Annotated in this window: 11 protein-coding genes and 2 pseudogenes; 3 read left to right on the top strand and 10 right to left on the bottom strand. The window is 42.5% G+C overall.

Features of this window, described 5'->3' with window-relative positions; all coding sequences use genetic code 11:
- Positions 1 to 2: 2 nt before the first annotated feature.
- From leuC to MUO15_RS06180, 8 genes and pseudogenes are all read right to left on the bottom strand, one after another.
- Positions 3 to 1,421, bottom strand: a complete 1,419-nt coding sequence (leuC, locus tag MUO15_RS06145; protein WP_245034401.1) for a 3-isopropylmalate dehydratase large subunit — start codon at positions 1,419 to 1,421, stop codon at positions 3 to 5.
- 23 nt (positions 1,422 to 1,444) lie between these two features.
- Positions 1,445 to 2,551, bottom strand: coding sequence for a 3-isopropylmalate dehydrogenase (gene leuB / locus MUO15_RS06150; protein ID WP_245034404.1), 1,107 nt, complete (start codon positions 2,549 to 2,551; stop codon positions 1,445 to 1,447).
- A gap of 16 nt (positions 2,552 to 2,567) precedes the next feature.
- Positions 2,568 to 4,109 (bottom strand): 2-isopropylmalate synthase, encoded by a 1,542-nt coding sequence (locus MUO15_RS06155; RefSeq protein ID WP_245034406.1) that lies wholly within the window; start codon positions 4,107 to 4,109, stop codon positions 2,568 to 2,570.
- Positions 4,096 to 5,127, bottom strand: a complete 1,032-nt coding sequence (ilvC, locus tag MUO15_RS06160) for a ketol-acid reductoisomerase (protein ID WP_245034408.1) — start codon at positions 5,125 to 5,127, stop codon at positions 4,096 to 4,098. Before ilvC ends, MUO15_RS06155 begins: the two co-directional genes overlap by 14 nt.
- A 21-nt stretch (positions 5,128 to 5,148) precedes the next feature.
- Positions 5,149 to 5,670 carry an acetolactate synthase small subunit gene (gene ilvN, locus MUO15_RS06165; RefSeq protein WP_244752530.1) on the bottom strand — a complete coding sequence of 174 codons (522 nt, stop codon included), beginning with the start codon at positions 5,668 to 5,670 and terminating at the stop codon, positions 5,149 to 5,151.
- A pseudogene (gene ilvB / locus MUO15_RS06170) lies at positions 5,667 to 7,381 on the bottom strand (biosynthetic-type acetolactate synthase large subunit). The gene ilvN and the pseudogene ilvB overlap by 4 nt, the downstream one beginning before the upstream one ends.
- A 365-nt stretch (positions 7,382 to 7,746) precedes the next feature.
- Positions 7,747 to 8,652, bottom strand: a complete 906-nt coding sequence (gene ilvE, locus MUO15_RS06175) for a branched-chain-amino-acid transaminase (protein WP_245034410.1) — start codon at positions 8,650 to 8,652, stop codon at positions 7,747 to 7,749.
- A gap of 557 nt (positions 8,653 to 9,209) precedes the next feature.
- Positions 9,210 to 9,485, bottom strand: a complete 276-nt coding sequence (locus MUO15_RS06180; RefSeq protein ID WP_245035878.1) for a holin — start codon at positions 9,483 to 9,485, stop codon at positions 9,210 to 9,212.
- Between the two features lie 218 nt (positions 9,486 to 9,703).
- Between MUO15_RS06180 and MUO15_RS06185 the strand changes: the two genes are divergently transcribed.
- From MUO15_RS06185 to MUO15_RS06195, 3 genes and pseudogenes are all read left to right on the top strand, one after another.
- Positions 9,704 to 10,006, top strand: coding sequence for a hypothetical protein (locus MUO15_RS06185; protein WP_245034412.1), 303 nt, complete (start codon positions 9,704 to 9,706; stop codon positions 10,004 to 10,006).
- A gap of 229 nt (positions 10,007 to 10,235) precedes the next feature.
- Positions 10,236 to 10,909: pseudogene (locus MUO15_RS06190) on the top strand (DUF421 domain-containing protein).
- A gap of 239 nt (positions 10,910 to 11,148) precedes the next feature.
- Positions 11,149 to 12,810 (top strand): IS1182 family transposase, encoded by a 1,662-nt coding sequence (locus MUO15_RS06195; protein ID WP_245029576.1) that lies wholly within the window; start codon positions 11,149 to 11,151, stop codon positions 12,808 to 12,810.
- An 88-nt stretch (positions 12,811 to 12,898) separates the two neighbouring features.
- On the opposite strand, the gene MUO15_RS06200 is transcribed toward MUO15_RS06195, so the two are convergent.
- Positions 12,899 to 14,683 carry an L-lactate permease gene (locus MUO15_RS06200; protein ID WP_245034414.1) on the bottom strand — a complete coding sequence of 595 codons (1,785 nt, stop codon included), beginning with the start codon at positions 14,681 to 14,683 and terminating at the stop codon, positions 12,899 to 12,901.
- Between the two features lie 224 nt (positions 14,684 to 14,907).
- Positions 14,908 to 15,684, bottom strand: coding sequence for a fumarylacetoacetate hydrolase family protein (locus MUO15_RS06205; RefSeq protein WP_245034416.1), 777 nt, complete (start codon positions 15,682 to 15,684; stop codon positions 14,908 to 14,910).
- Positions 15,685 to 15,707: the final 23 nt, after the last annotated feature.

Below are 15,707 nucleotides of genomic sequence, written 5' to 3' on the forward strand. Positions count from 1 at the left end.
GATTACCCTCCTACCGTTGCAGCATATTTTCTTACATCGACAAAATAGCCTTCAAGCGCAGCGGCTGCCGCCATTTCGGGACTAACAAGGTGTGTGCGTGCCCCATTTCCTTGCCGCCCTTCAAAGTTACGGTTTGAAGTCGATGCACAGCGCTCACCAGGTGGTACAATATCGTCATTCATTGCCAGACACATACTGCATCCCGCATCCCGCCACTCAAATCCAGCGGTGAGGAAAATGGTATCAAGTCCTTCCGCTTCGGCTTGATCCTTCACTGTTTTCGATCCGGGTACAACCATTGCTCTAACATTTTCGTTCACTTTGCCACCCTTGACAATCTGTGCAGCTTTTCTTAAATCACTCAATCTTGAATTGGTGCAAGACCCTATGAATACATGCTCAACTGGGATCGACTGGATAGCCTGATTAGCCTCGAGTCCCATGTAATCAAGAGCCCGATCTATACTGTCCTGTTCCTGAGCATCGTCAATTACAGATGGATCAGGAGTAGAGGCCCCGACAGGAACACACTGAGAGGGATTCGTCCCCCAAGTGACTTGAGGTTCTACCTCTGATGCATTAATCTCAACAGACGCGTCATACGTTGCATCCGGATCAGAGGCCAATGCTCTCCATTCCTCAGCAAGAGCTTCAAACTCCTCATCTTCAGGTACATAACGTTTCCCTTTTAAATAATCTACTGTAGTTTCATCTGGACTGATCAAACCTGCCCTGGCTCCAGCTTCAATGGACATGTTACAAATCGTCATCCGTTCTTCCATTGACAAATTGTGAATGGCCTCACCTGTATATTCAATAACATATCCTGTACCGAAGCGAACACCAAATTTGGCTATAATCGACAGAATGAGATCCTTCGCTGTCACCCCAGTTCCAAGAACGCCGTCCACCTTCACCTCTAATGTTTTAGGGGAGGCTTGCCAAAGGGATTGGGTAGCCAAAACATGTTCCACCTCACTCGTGCCGATCCCAAATGCTAGCGCTCCAAAAGCCCCATGTGTAGATGTATGGCTGTCGCCGCATACGATCGTTTTACCAGGCTGGGTTAGCCCAAGCTCCGGTCCAATCACGTGAACAATTCCTTGATCAGGATGATTGATATCCGCTAGACGGATATCAAATTCCTCACAGTTTTCTCTCAATGTTTCCATTTGTTTTTGCGCCACGGCATCTTTAATGACGTTACGATGAACCGTAGGCACATTATGATCCATCGTGGCATACGTTCGATCTGGTCTGCGGACCTTACGATCACTCATTCGCAGACCTTCAAATGCTTGGGGAGAAGTCACTTCATGAACCAAATGCAAATCAATATAGATTAAGTCCGGCTTTCCATGTTCCTGATGCACCACATGCTGATCCCATATTTTTTCAATAATTGTCTTCGGTTGCCCCATATGCGTCTCTCTCCTTCCCCTACTTATGCATAGCACCACATGATGTTTTCAGTAGTATCATGTGAACTCATTTGTTCAGATACTTTTTTCGCAAGCGTACTGCCACTGACTTTCACCCCATCTGTCAGTTTCAGATCCGCTGTATGATACTTCTCTTCTAATACTTTGTTAACGGCAGACTCAATCAGTTCCGCTTCGTTGTTCATTTGGAAAGAATGTCGAAGCATCATTGCCGCTGATAAAATGGCGGCAAGTGGGTTTGCTTTATCCTGACCTGCAATATCTGGGGCCGATCCATGAACTGGCTCATATAAACCAAGCCCATCTTGGCGGATACTTGCTGAAGGCAGCATCCCAAGCGAACCAGTTAGAACAGAAGCCTCGTCACTTAAAATATCACCGAACATATTCTCTGTAACAATGACATCAAAATAAGCCGGATTAGTGACAAGCTTCATCGCTGCAGCATCAACAAGCATGTGCTCAACATGGACATCAGGATAATCTTGTTTCTTTTCCTCGACCACTTCTCTCCACATACGACTTGATTCAAGCACATTGGCTTTATCAACTGAAGTCAGATGGTTACGTCGAACTTGAGCACTTTGAAAAGCCTTGTCGATGATTCGTTCCATTTCAGCTCGCGTATAGGCCAGTGTATCGACTACTTCAGCCCCGTTGTTTCTTCGTTCACGAGGTTCACCGAAATAAAGTCCGCCTGTCAGTTCCCTAACAATAAGCAAATCACTGCCAGCGACAACCTCCTCCTTCAAAGGAGATGCATGTAATAGAGGTTTAAAACCTTTTACAGGTCTAAGATTTGCGAACAATCCGAGCTGTTTACGAATCCCTAGCAACCCTTTTTCAGGGCGCATATGACTGGGAAGTTGATCCCACTTTGGACCACCAACGGCTCCGAGTAAGATCCCATCCGCTTTCTTACAAGCTGCAACTGTATCTTCCGGAAGAGGGGTGCCCTGGTTGTCAATAGCTGCCCCGCCAATATCATGAGTTTCAAATGTGAAGCTATGACCAAACTGTTCTGCAGTTGTTTCAAGAACACCTTTAGCAGCTTTCGTTACTTCAGGGCCAATTCCGTCCCCAGGCAGCAGTACGATATGCTTTTTCATACAAATCCCCTCCTATTTATTGGACTTTTTTCACTCGCTCAACTTGATGACTATACAGTGTTCGGTTTACTGCGTTTAAAAACGCATGCGCTGAAGCTTCCAACACATCTTGAGCCGACCCGCGGCCTGAAGCCTTATGCCCGTTAACAGTCAATTGTACATAAACTTCGGCGAGAGCATCTCTCCCCTTACCAATTGAACTCAACTGATAATCTTGCAAATGAACTTCCTCATCTAACAGCTCATCAAGCGTATTATAAATGGCTTCGACACTTCCTTGGCCAGTACTCGCCTTCTCAGCTTCTTTCCCATCAGGTCGTGTAAGCAAAATCGTAGCAGTTGGGCGATTGACACTTCCATACTGGACTTGAAATGCTTTTAATTCGTATTTCGAAACTTCTTCATTTTCGGTTTGCTTATCGGTAAGAATGGCAAACAAATCAGCATCTGTCACTTCTTTTTTCTTACCAGTCAAATCTTTAAAAGTGTGAAACGCTTCTTTTAGTTTAGATTCAGATAATTGAAAGCCGAACGATTCTGCTTTTTGCATAAAGGCGTGACGTCCGGAATGTTTCCCTAGTACGAGGTTGTTGGAATCGATACCAACCATTTTCGGTGTAATGATTTCGTAAGTGGTCGCTTCCTTCAAAACCCCATCCTGATGAATGCCAGACTCATGGGCAAATGCATTTCGCCCAACAACCGCTTTATTACCCGGTACTTGCATCCCAGTCAATTTGCTAACGAGATCACTCGTTCTTTTAATTTCATTTAAGACCATTCCTGTTTGATAAGTGTATCGGTCTTTTCGGATCTCAAGAGCCACGGCAATTTCCTCGAGTGACGCATTACCGGCACGTTCACCAATTCCATTGATGGTACCTTCGATTTGGCCAACCCCAGCTTTGATTGCAGCTAGCGAGTTACTGACCGCCATTCCCAGATCATCATGACAATGAGCCGAAAGCGTAACTTGATCGATATTCCTTACATTCTGTTTCACGTATTTAAAAAGTTCAGCGTATTCCTCGGGCGTTGCATAGCCCACTGTATCTGGAAGGTTGATTACGTCAGCACCTGCATCAATTACCTTTTCAATGATATGAGCGAGAAAATCATAATCAGACCGAGTGGCATCTTCAGCCGACCATTGTACATACGGGAACTTTTCTTTAGCATAAGCAACCATTTCTACTGCTGTTGCCACCACTTCCTCTGGTGTCTTTCTCAACTTGTGGGTCATATGAATCGGTGAAGTCGCCAGAAAAATGTGCAGCCTCGGCTCTGCGCCACCTTTTAACGCTTCCCAGGCTGTATCAATATCACTTTTAAATGTTCGGGCCAGTGCAGTTACGGAGCAGTTACGGACAGTGTTGGCAATTTCCTTAACCGCTTCAAAATCTTCTTGTGAGGAAGCGGGAAATCCCGCTTCCATAATATCTACACCTAAGCGTTCCAATTGTTTGGCAATCTCAACCTTTTCTAAACGATTCAAATTGACGCCAGCAGATTGTTCCCCATCTCTTAGCGTTGTATCGAATACGTTAACGTGAGCCATGTGTGACCACTTCCTTTTCTTTAGATTGAGATTTCTTAACAAATGGCATTAATTCTCGTAACTCTTTCCCTACCTCCTCGATCTGATGTTTGTTTTCACGGGCATTTATAGCATTAAATTCTGGACGATTCGCCTGGTTCTCTAGGATCCATCCTTTAGCAAACTTCCCTGTTTGGATATCTGACAGCACCTCTTTCATACGTGCCTTCGTATCTTCGTTTACAACGCGTGGTCCAGATACGAAATCACCCCATTGAGCTGTGTCAGAGATAGAATAACGCATGCCTTCGAGTCCGCCTTCATACATAAGGTCAACGATCAGCTTCAGCTCGTGCATGCATTCGAAGTAAGCAACTTCTGGCTGATACCCCGCTTCTGTAAGTGTTTCAAAGCCGGACTTGACGAGACTTGTAAGACCTCCACATAGAACAGCTTGCTCACCGAACAGATCTGTTTCTGTTTCTTCTTGGAAAGTGGTTTCAAGCACACCCGCACGGCCACTGCCAATTCCTTTTGCATAAGCTAGAGCCACTTCACGGGCTGAGCCTGTTACATCCTGCTCAACACCGAACAGGGATGGTACGCCAGCACCTTCTTCAAATGTGCGTCGTACTAGATGTCCTGGACCCTTTGGAGCTACAAGAAATACATCCACATTGTCTGGTGCTACTACTTGATTAAAATGAACATTGAATCCATGAGCAAAAGCAAGTGCTGCTCCCGCTTTAAGGTTCGGTTTGATGTGTTCCTGATAAACTTTTGGTTGATGTTCATCTGGAAGCAATACCATGACCACATCTGCCTCAGCAACTGCATCGGCAACATTTTTAACATCGACTCCATCGTCTACTGCTTGATCCCAAGACTTCCCTTTTCTCAATCCAACTACAACGTTATAACCGCTGTCCTTCAGGTTTCGTGCGTGAGCGTGACCTTGAGAACCATAACCTATAACCGCAACCTTTTTGTTTTTCAGTACCTCATCTTTGATATCATTGTGATAGTAAACTTCTGCCATTTTTAATCATCCTTCCAATTTTTATTTTAGTAAAGAGTAAGACTTAATCTCTGCTACTTGTTTTTGATGGCCTCTTGTAAAGGCTGTTAATCCTGTTCTTGCCAGCTCCTTAATGCCATAAGGCCGGAGCAAATCAATCAGTGCATCGACTTTATCTGAGTTTCCAGTGACTTGGATGGTCATACTTTCTCTGCTTACATCAATGACTGTAGCTCGAAACGGCTCAATAATACTTTGAATTTCACTTCGAATCTGCGGGTTGCTAATAACTTTCACCATCGCTAACTCTCGAGCCACGATTGCTTTTTCCGAAATATCCGAAACTTTTAATACATCGACTTGTTTGTTAAGTTGTTTCGTCAGCTGTTCAAGTTTTCGTTCATCTTCAACATCTACAACGAAGGTCATTTTTGATACGCCTTCTGTCTCGGTGCGCCCAACGGAAATGCTTTCGATATTAAATTGCCGCTTCGCAAGCAACCCTGTCACTCGATTTAGTACACCGCTTCGATTGTGAACGATTGCTGTGACAATACGTTTCATCGTTTCACCCCGATCATTTCATGCAGCCCTTTTCCTGGTGCAATCATTGGATAGACGTTTTCTTCCTGCATCACTCGACAGTCAATCACTGCTGGATGAGGATCGTTTAAAACGGTTGGGAGGAGCTCCTCCAGTTGTGCTGTAGAATCAAATCGATAGCCTGGAATTTGATAACTTTCAGCAAGCTTTACGAAATCCGGCTGTGTTTCGATCAAGGAATGAGAATAGCGTTTATCATAAAAACTTTCCTGCCATTGCCTTACCATACCTAAAGCTTGATTATTAACGATGACAACTTTTACTGGCAGCTTCCTTTCCTGAAGAAGGGAAAGTTCCTGCATCGTCATCTGAAACCCACCATCACCAACAATAGCTATTACCTTTGCCTCGGGATCAGCTATCTGTGCGCCAATCGCCGCCGGGAAGCCAAAGCCCATCGTTCCAAGCCCCCTGAAGTTACCCAGCGATTGGGCTGGTGAAAGCTATAGTACTGAGCTGCCCACATTTGATGCTGTCCGACATCGGTCGTCACAATCGAATCACCGTTTGTATATTCATGAACTTTCTTCATTAACCACTGTGGTGAAATTTCCGCCTCGTAATCAACATGCCATAAAGGAAATTCCCCTTTATTTTTTTGAGTGGTTTCAAGCCATTCACGGTGATCAAGCTGATCTGAAGCAAATTGATTTAATGCTTCTAAAGCCGCTTTTGCATCTGAAACGATCGGAATATCTGTTGAAACATTCTTACCGATTTCTGCCGGATCAATATCCACATGAGCTATTTTCGCTTTCGGGGCAAAATGCTGCAGGTTTCCTGTCAGTCTGTCGTCAAACCGTGCTCCAATATTAATTAGGAGATCACTTTCATACAGCGCCATATTTGCTGTATATGTTCCATGCATCCCTGCCATACCTATCGAGAGACGGTCACTGCCCGGGAAGCTTCCTAATCCCAGTAATGTTGTTGCCACAGGTAATTCATAGGTTTGAACAAACTGTTTAAGTTCTTTCGATCCTTTTGCATGGATCACACCCGCACCGGCTAATACAACCGGTTTCTTCGCTTGTAATAGCGCCTCATGCAACTTCTTAATTTGAAGCGGATTAGGCTTCACCGTCGGCTGGTAGCCCGGTAAATGAAAACTTGAATCCACTTCTGATTCGTGTACGGTTGATGAAATATCTTTTGGGATATCGACAACTACTGGACCCGGCCGCCCCGTTGTTGCTATATGAAAGGCTTCCTTTACGACCCTAGGAAGGTCTTCAATTTGCTGGACCTGATAGTTGTGCTTCGTAATCGGTGTCGTGATTCCCATCACATCTGACTCTTGAAAAGCATCTGTGCCGATGACTCCCTTTGCTACTTGCCCGGTGAAAATGACTACAGGCAAGGAGTCCATCATTGCGTCTGCAATACCTGTAATTAAGTTTGTTGCCCCGGGCCCTGAGGTGCCGATCACGACGCCTGGTCTCCCCGATACTCTCGCGTAACCTTCAGCTGCATGAATCGCACCTTGCTCATGCCGCGGCAAAATATGATCAAATGATTCTCCTGCTCGGTAAATCGCGTCATAAATCGGGAGTACCGCTCCTCCTGGATATCCAAATAATGTGTCAACACCTTGATCAATCAATGAATCCACCAACAAATCCGCCCCCGTGCGTGGTGCTGTCTTCATTTTTTGAGTTGCTTCAGCCTTCATAAATTTTTATCCCTCCTAAATTGACATATAAAAAGACCTTTTCATCCCTCGTATCTTCTACACATGCTTGTAGAAAGAAAGAGGGGCGAAAAGGTCTTCATTGTTCCACGGTACCACCCTCATTTACGTACATAAGTACGCCTCAGTGAGCCATAAAAATTTAGGCTCGCATTTTGATAACAGGTGCTTTGGTACACCTGATCCCACCTACTTGAAAGCGAATCGTTCAGTTGGGACACTCAAGGATGATGTCGGAATAAGCTGCAATTCCGGGCTTCCAGCAACCCCGGCTCTCTGGAAAGGCATTCTCTTATTCCTTTATTCCTGTCTTAGAGTTATATGATTTAATTGTCATTCAACAAATTCTAACTTACTTGCACTTTGTCTTTAGATGGATACACTTGCATTCCATCCGTTGTTGTAATTTTTCTAAACTCTGAAAGTAAGTGACTCGTAACGACTCCAGGCTTTCCATCTCCAACCTGCCGCTGATCGACTTCAACTACAGCAATCACTTCAGCTGCTGTTCCTGTTAAAAAGACTTCATCTGCCACATACACATCGTGTCTTGTGAACGGTTCCTGTTTCATTTCATACCCTTTTTCCTTCGCAAGATCGATAATCGCATTGCGGGTAATTCCTTCTAGGGCACCGAGATAAACCGGAGGAGTATAAATCGTTCCGTTTTTTACGATAAAAATGTTATCTGCTGATCCCTCAGTTACATATCCCTGATCGTTAAGCATCAACGCCTCATCCACACCTGCTTGATTGGCTTCCATTTTTACTAAAATATTGTTTAAATAATTTAATGATTTCACTTGGGGAGGAAGTATATCGGGTCTGTTTCTCCTGCTTGATGCGGATGCCAGCCGTACTCCTCGTTCATATAGTTCTTTAGGAAATAAAGCAAGTGCTTCAGCAATGACAACCACACGCGGCTCTGAACAACTGGCTGGATCTAAGCCAAGGTTGCCTGCGCCTCTTGAAACAACTACACGAATGTAGGCAGTTTCAAGCTGGTTTTTGCGGACTGTTTCAGCAATAATCTGCTCAAGCTCCTCCTTTTCATATGGAATGTGAAGCATGATGGACTTTGCTGAATCATAGAGACGATTTAAATGTTCTTCCAGTTTAAAAATGTTGCCGCCGTAAACACGAATACCTTCGAACACCCCATCTCCATAAAGGAAACCATGATCGTAAACGGAAACAACGGCTTCACTTTTATCGACATATTCGCCACTTAAATAAATCCACTGGCTGCTCATTCTAAGCACTCCTTTCTTTAACATAGTCATGTTTAAAATTAATAAAGATTCAAAATATTATGGGGGACCCTGTGTAAGGAAAAATACTACAATTTTCAGGGTCCAAAGGTCGGTCTTCTACATGATCAACTAGACGCACTCATTTGGTTAGTAAAGAAAGCGATGAAGTTGATTGAGGACTACTTTAACTCCATTTTCGAAGAAGGTCAACAGGTTTTCGGAAAGTTTTCTGACTTATTTGATTATTCAATTATAATGGGAAGCGTTTACATCCAAGCTATGAAAAGGATTCCGACATATTTATCTCTTTAGTTTTTTTCTTATTTATCTCTAAGGCCCAGTCTTGTAAGGTTTTTTTCGTTGTTATGAATTCTAATTTTTTTGCTATGTATTCTACCCGTACTTTGAATGATTCTGACAAATTTCTGACACATTCTGTCAAAACTTTCAGAGATTCTTACCTAACCAGCTGTTATTTGACTTAAACTTTGCATAATTCGGACTATAATTTATTTTTTCCAGAAAAAAATCACTCGCATCTTTGCGGGTGATCGTAGTTACTCCTCGCTATTTTCTTGCTTTGAAAAACCTTCTCGTTTATTTACGATTTCAAACAAGCCAGTTCCAGACAATCCGGCTCCAACACCGGCCCACGCTCTAAGCATAATTTCCATATCCGTGAATGGGAACGCGGCAACACCTGCCAATAATCCAATTCCCATGCTTATTAGTGGAATATAATTTTTAGGGATCCGAAATGCCTTTTTTACGACTTCTATAACCCCAAATACAAATGGACTAATGACGGTAGCAAACAGAAGAACCTGCTGCATCAGTTCATTTTCCACAATTAGCTCCCTCTCATAACATAGTAAAGATGAAAAGGCTTTAGCAGTTCATGTTAAACTGCTTCATACCTATCATTCATATCTTATTCTGAGACTTTGCCATATGTACATCGATTCGCCCTATTTGCAGTACATTATAACCATAATAAAATCATCAATCATGGCAACACTATACAGTAAATCGAATGATTTGAGGTGTTACAATGGCGCGTAAGAAAAGACAATATACTGATTTTTCGAATGTAGAAACCCAGCATAACTTCCTTACAGCAGAAGAGTTTGCTGAAGGACCCTATGGATCTCCTGTAGGGGAAACAGAACCCGTGGAAAATAAAGAAACACCATGGGATGAAGATCAACAGTATTATAGTAATTCTGCCTATGAGAACCGAAATCTTCACCAGGATATGCCAAGACAAGTTCCTGGCGCGCATCCAACCCATGATGAAAAAGGCAAGGATACTGAACAGCCTTACGAGGACGCCCCTAATTCACCAAACACCTAAAATGCATTCAGATTTACAAGAGGGGAGCAAACCCTCTTTACATACCCATCTTGCAAAAGCATTTCATCAAGAAACAGGTGGATTTATTCAGTCAGTCCATTTTATCTTTCCCTAGATTTGTTTTGCTTTAGAAACATTAACTGGATTCCCATAATTGATATTGCCAAATGACTCAGTTAATCGCCCTTCTGCATCAATAGTTATCTTAGATTAGATTGGAGTATCCTAAATGAAAGTCATCTATCTAACCTTTGAACTTATCATTGGTTTTTTCCTGCTTTTTATAATCATTAAGTTCGTTGGAAAGAAAATTATCAACCAAATTACCCCTTCACTTTTATTGCCTCTATCGTACTAGGAGAATTACTAGGAAACGCGTTATACGATCACAAAATCGGTGTCTTTTATATTGTATATTCCATGCTATTATGGACCGTCTTACTGTTTGCAGTTGAATATCTTGGCCAAAAATTTCTCCTGTTTCGAGGTATTTTTGAAGGGAAGCCGTCTGCACTTATAAAAAATGGGACAGTTGATCGGGAAGAATTAAGAAAAAATCGAATGAATATCAACCAGCTGCAAAGCTTACTCAGGCAAAGTGAAACCTTTTCGATTCGGGAGGTTGCTTTTTGCTATTTAGAGGCGAACGGGGCGATTAGCATCCTGAAAAAGACAAAGTACCAAAAAACGACTCAAGAAGATTTCAACCTTCCCCTCAAACCCGTCTATGTGCCTGTCACTCTTATACGAGACGGTGAAGTGCTATGGGATGAACTGAAAGACTTAAGTTTCGATGAGTCCTGGTTAAAATCACAACTCTTCTCCCAAGGTATTTCTGATTACAAGGTTATTTTTTTAGCCGAGTGGCTGGAAGATGACGGTCTTTTTGTACAGACTTATTAGTAAAGCTCTGTTTATTGAAACTTGATCAGACTGTGCTAAGGTAAACTTCTTATTTCATTCAAAAAATGAGGGTGGGACAAAACCCAGTCTCCTAAACGAAGAGTAGCCCGCCGAACAAAGTTTTTGTTCGGCGGGCTACTCTTTTATTTTAATCTAAATAAATTCTATTTTGAAAACAAAATAAGGACACACTCTGATAAAATTATAGTTACCACACAATAACCATCGGAGGTGTCCTTATGTTTAAACAGTATAACATGAATCAAGTGATTTTGCCCCTGGATTTAGAAATGAAACTCCAAGAAAATGATATCGCCTATGCCGTCCACGATCTAGTCGAACAGATTCCAAACGAAGCCTTCGCTGCTTTCTTACGGAAGACGGGCTGTCCGGCTTACCATCCCCGAATGATGATGAAAATCATTGTATGCGCCTACACGCAATCGGTTTTCTCCGGAAGGAAAATCGAAGCGCTTCTCCAAGATAGTGTCCGCATGATGTGGTTAGCTCAAGGTTATGAACCGAGCTATCGAACCATTAATCGATTCCGTGTCCACCCCGACGTGCAAGCCCTCCTCCGTGAGTGCTTTGTCCAGTTCCGTTGCCAACTTGTTCAGGAAGAGTTGATTGATGACGAAGCGATTTTCATCGATGGAACCAAGATTGAAGCCAATGCCAATAAGTTTACATTTGTCTGGCGTAAGGCTGTGGAAAATTACAACGCCAATCTGATCGAAAAGTCCAACCGCATGTATGATGAATTGGTTGAAAAGGAAATCATCCCAGAAATCGTACGGGAAAATCCGGAAGAATTATCGGTCAAAGAGCTTACAGATATAGCTGAAAGGTTGGAAGAAAAGGTCGAAGAATGGAGCCAGAAAATCGAAGAGAGCGAAGAAGTGAGCGAACGGAAACAACTTCGTTCCGAGCGCAAAGAGCCAAAGCAATCCCATAAACAGTTTCAGGATTTTGCGGCGCGCAAGCAGAAATACGAAAGCGACACGGAAATCTTTGGAGAACGAAACAGTTATTCCAAGACCGACCATGACGCCACGTTTATGCGAATGAAAGATGATTATATGAAGAACGGGCAACTGAAAGCCGGTTATAATATACAGGTGGCGACCGAAGGCCAATATGCGCTCGCTTATGATGTTTTTCCGAACCCAACGGATACGCGCACGTTCCTTCCTTTCCTGGATCACATCGAACAACACTTCTTTGAACTACCCGATCATCTTGTCGCCGATAGTGGGTATGGAAGCGAAGAAAATTATGAAGAAGTCCAGGAGAATCGCAAGCGCACGCCATTGATCACGTACAATACGTACCGCAAAGAGAAGAAGAAAAGTTTTAAAAAGAAGGCATTTCATTCAGCCAATTGGGAGTACAGCGAAGAAGATGATGCATTCATTTGTCCGAACGGAAAACAACTGACGTTCCGGTATTTTTCCCACAAGACTGATCGTTATGGCTTTGTCCGGAAGTTTAAGGTGTACGAGTGTGAAGACTGTTCCGGTTGCCCTCTCCGTAGTCAATGTACCAAGGCTAAAGAAGGCAACAATCGCAAGATCTATTACAATGAAAAATGGGAAGAACAAAAACATATGGTCAGAGAACTGCTTTCAGAAGAGAAAATGGGCGAACTTTATGGTAAACGTAAAGTCGATGTAGAACCATTTTTTGGATTTCTGAAGGCTAATTTGCGTTTCACTCGAATGTCCGTAAGGGGTCAGGAGAGTGTGAAGAATGAATTAGGATTTGCCTTCATGGCGGTGAACTTGAGAAAGTACACCGCTCAAAGGCAGCAGAGTAAGGCCAATAACTTTCCTCATTCAATAAAAAAAGGTTCCGATCATCAAAAACCGATGATCGGAACCTTTTTTATTATTTCAGGCTAGTTATGTCCCAGCCCCATTTTTTTCAAATCTTGGCTAATTAAAAAGCTGTCAAGCACATTCACCCTTTGATGTGAGTTCAATACACCTCTTACTTTACAGACTTGAATGGCTTTTCAACAGGTACTAAATTATTTCGCTTGCGATTTGTAGCAATGATATAAATTGCAAGGATGCCTATGGCCGACACAATGACCGTCCCAACATTAAACAACCCTTTTTCAGCTGTCCATACAATAGAATAACCGAGGGCCCCCGCCATCGTTACATAATAAACAAATGGTATAAGAGTTTTTCTGATGATATCTCCTTCTTTTCCAACTAAACCTACCACAGCAGATGCAGCTACGACATTATGAACACAAATCATATTTCCCGCAGCCCCGCCAACTGCTTGTAAAGCAACAATCCAAGACGGATCCACACCAATTTGTGCTCCCACATCGTACTGGAACAATGAAAACATCATGTTACTAATGGTATTACTTCCAGCTATAAATGCTCCTACTCCGCCAACTAATGGAGAAAATAGCGGCCAGAAATCCCCTGTTAACGCTGCAACACCATTTGCCAATTCAATAGGCATACCTTCAAACCCCGCAGCTCCCCCATCTGAATTAAGAAATACTTGAACCATTGGAACGGTGAAGACCAGTGCTGTTGAAGCGGCAATCATTGTTTTGGCAGAATGCGACCATGCACGTTTATATGGAGTAACATCCATTTGATGAATAAAAAATGTTATAAGCGAAACGAGAATAAAAACTGATCCAGGTGAATAAAGCGGTTGAAAACTAGCTGAAATATCTGTTCCAAAAATGTTCGGAATGGAAACTGTCCATGCTTTAACCAATTCAAGAAATGGCAGCGCTTCCAATCTAGTTAAAACTAAAAACACTCCAACCAAGATGTATGGGGTCCATGCTCGAACCATCGACATATTCCCACTTTTATGAGAGATATCCTTTATTTCTATGCTTCCTGTCCACTCAGGGTCCCATTTTGACTTTTCTTCAAAATCCCAATGTTCCCCTTTGGGAGGCATTAAAAAGCCTTTTTTAGCCGCTGAAACCACAATGATCAACCCTACTAACCCACCGATCATAGATGGAAATTCTGGGCCTAATAAATTTGCAACGATAACATAAGGAATGGTCATGGAAAAGGCCGCAAATAGAGCGAATTTCCATACTTTTATACCTTCACTGAATGATTTATTTTTACCAAAAAACCTTGTCATTAACGCGACAACAAATAGTGGGATCAGTGTTCCAACAATGGCATGAACAATAGCTACCCTTCCGCCTATCATTGTTACAAGTGTAATAAAATTGTCTGTTATACTTGCATCTGCCGCCAGACCTGACTGAATGCCAACGAGTACTGGAGTTCCCACTGCCCCAAATGAAACGGGTGTACTCTGAATAACCATCCCCGCTACTACGGCAGCCATCGCCGGAAAACCTAAGCCGACAAGCAAAGGAACAGCCACAGCAGCAGGTGTACCGAAACCAGCTGACCCTTCTATAAAGGATCCGAATAGCCATGCAATAATAATCACCTGAATTCGTCTATCAGGAGAAATATCAGTAAAGCCTTTACGAATTGTCTTAATCCCACCGCTCTCTTGCAATGTATTTAATAATAGAATGGCACCGAAAATAATAAATAGGAGTGTGGCTGCTACGACTAATCCGTTAATTGATGCTGCAGCAACTACAGCACCTGGTACTTGCCATACAAATAAGGCTAATACAACGGCAACAATGTAGGAAATAGGCATGGCCTTGCTAGCTGGCCACTTAAGGCCTACGAGAAAAATCCCTACAGCTACTATCGGCAATATGGATAATAAAGCTAATACACCTGTACTCATTTAATATTTCCCTCCTAATTGATTCTATCTTCAATACACCACCGGAGCTATTTTCATTGTTTGAGTGAGTGCTTTATATGTATTAGATTCTTTGAGAACAGCCTGACCGGCAACATATTGTAAAAAAGCATAGCGTGTAAGGTGACGCTATGCTTTTTTTATAACGGTATTTATTTATCGTAATTCGTGCAGGTAAACAAAAGAATTGATGAGACTATAGTTGATTAGGAATTTATTAGAGATTGTGCTCTGACCGGTGTATTCTTTAGAGTACCGATTTCATCAATCTTACATTCCATAACATCCCCGTCTTTGATAAAATGGGCGCCTTGTGGACTACCCGTTAAAATGACATCTCCAGGGTTCAAAGTCATTACAGTAGACAAATAAGCAATCATTTCCTTCAATGGCACAATCATATGTTCCGTAGGGCTGTTTTGTTTTTCTATTCCATTGATGTCAGCTTTCACATTAATATTCAAAGGATCAAGTTCCGTTTCGATTACTGGGCCAAGCGGTGTAAATGTATCAAAGGACTTTCCTACTGTCCAATGGCCATCATCATGAAAAAATTGCGGGGCTGTTATATCATTTCCTACTGTATATCCGAAAACATGATCAAGAACCTCCTCTTTAGAAAGATTCCTTGCTTCCTTACCAATCACAACAGCTAACTCAGATTCAAACTTTATTTCATCGATTGAATGGGGTATGACCACTTCCTTTCCCGGACCTATAACGGAAGAATCAGGCTTGAAAAAGAATACGGGAAGATCTGGTACTGATTCAGGAAGATCCTCCTTACGCCCCACGTAGTTGGCTCCAATTCCAATGACTTTACTTGGGAGGACGGGCGCTAAAAGTTCAATCTCATCCGATGAAAAAGTATCTTCCGTAAACTCCCATTCAGCAAAAATATTTCCTTTGACAGCCTTTATCCCTTTCTCCGTGACAACCCCATAATATTCTGAATGATTATAATTAAATCTTGCAAATTTCATCCTTCCACTCCTCACATTTTATT

It is taken from the genome of Halobacillus amylolyticus (genome assembly GCF_022921115.1).
Taxonomy (GTDB): domain Bacteria; phylum Bacillota; class Bacilli; order Bacillales; family Halobacillaceae; genus Halobacillus_A; species Halobacillus_A amylolyticus.

What these genes read in the sequence shown, in the direction of transcription:
- MUO15_RS06195 (WP_245029576.1), top strand. Translation starts at nt 11,149, where the DNA reads ATGTTTAAACAGTATAACATGAATCAAGTGATTTTGCCCCTGGATTTA.
- MUO15_RS06155 (WP_245034406.1), bottom strand. Translation starts at nt 4,109, where the DNA reads ATGGCTCACGTTAACGTATTCGATACAACGCTAAGAGATGGGGAACAA.
- ilvN (WP_244752530.1), bottom strand. Translation starts at nt 5,670, where the DNA reads ATGAAACGTATTGTCACAGCAATCGTTCACAATCGAAGCGGTGTACTA.
- MUO15_RS06205 (WP_245034416.1), bottom strand. Translation starts at nt 15,684, where the DNA reads ATGAAATTTGCAAGATTTAATTATAATCATTCAGAATATTATGGGGTT.
- leuB (WP_245034404.1), bottom strand. Translation starts at nt 2,551, where the DNA reads ATGAAAAAGCATATCGTACTGCTGCCTGGGGACGGAATTGGCCCTGAA.
- MUO15_RS06185 (WP_245034412.1), top strand. Translation starts at nt 9,704, where the DNA reads ATGGCGCGTAAGAAAAGACAATATACTGATTTTTCGAATGTAGAAACC.
- MUO15_RS06180 (WP_245035878.1), bottom strand. Translation starts at nt 9,485, where the DNA reads ATGCAGCAGGTTCTTCTGTTTGCTACCGTCATTAGTCCATTTGTATTT.
- MUO15_RS06200 (WP_245034414.1), bottom strand. Translation starts at nt 14,683, where the DNA reads ATGAGTACAGGTGTATTAGCTTTATTATCCATATTGCCGATAGTAGCT.
- leuC (WP_245034401.1), bottom strand. Translation starts at nt 1,421, where the DNA reads ATGGGGCAACCGAAGACAATTATTGAAAAAATATGGGATCAGCATGTG.
- ilvC (WP_245034408.1), bottom strand. Translation starts at nt 5,127, where the DNA reads ATGGCAGAAGTTTACTATCACAATGATATCAAAGATGAGGTACTGAAA.
- ilvE (WP_245034410.1), bottom strand. Translation starts at nt 8,652, where the DNA reads ATGAGCAGCCAGTGGATTTATTTAAGTGGCGAATATGTCGATAAAAGT.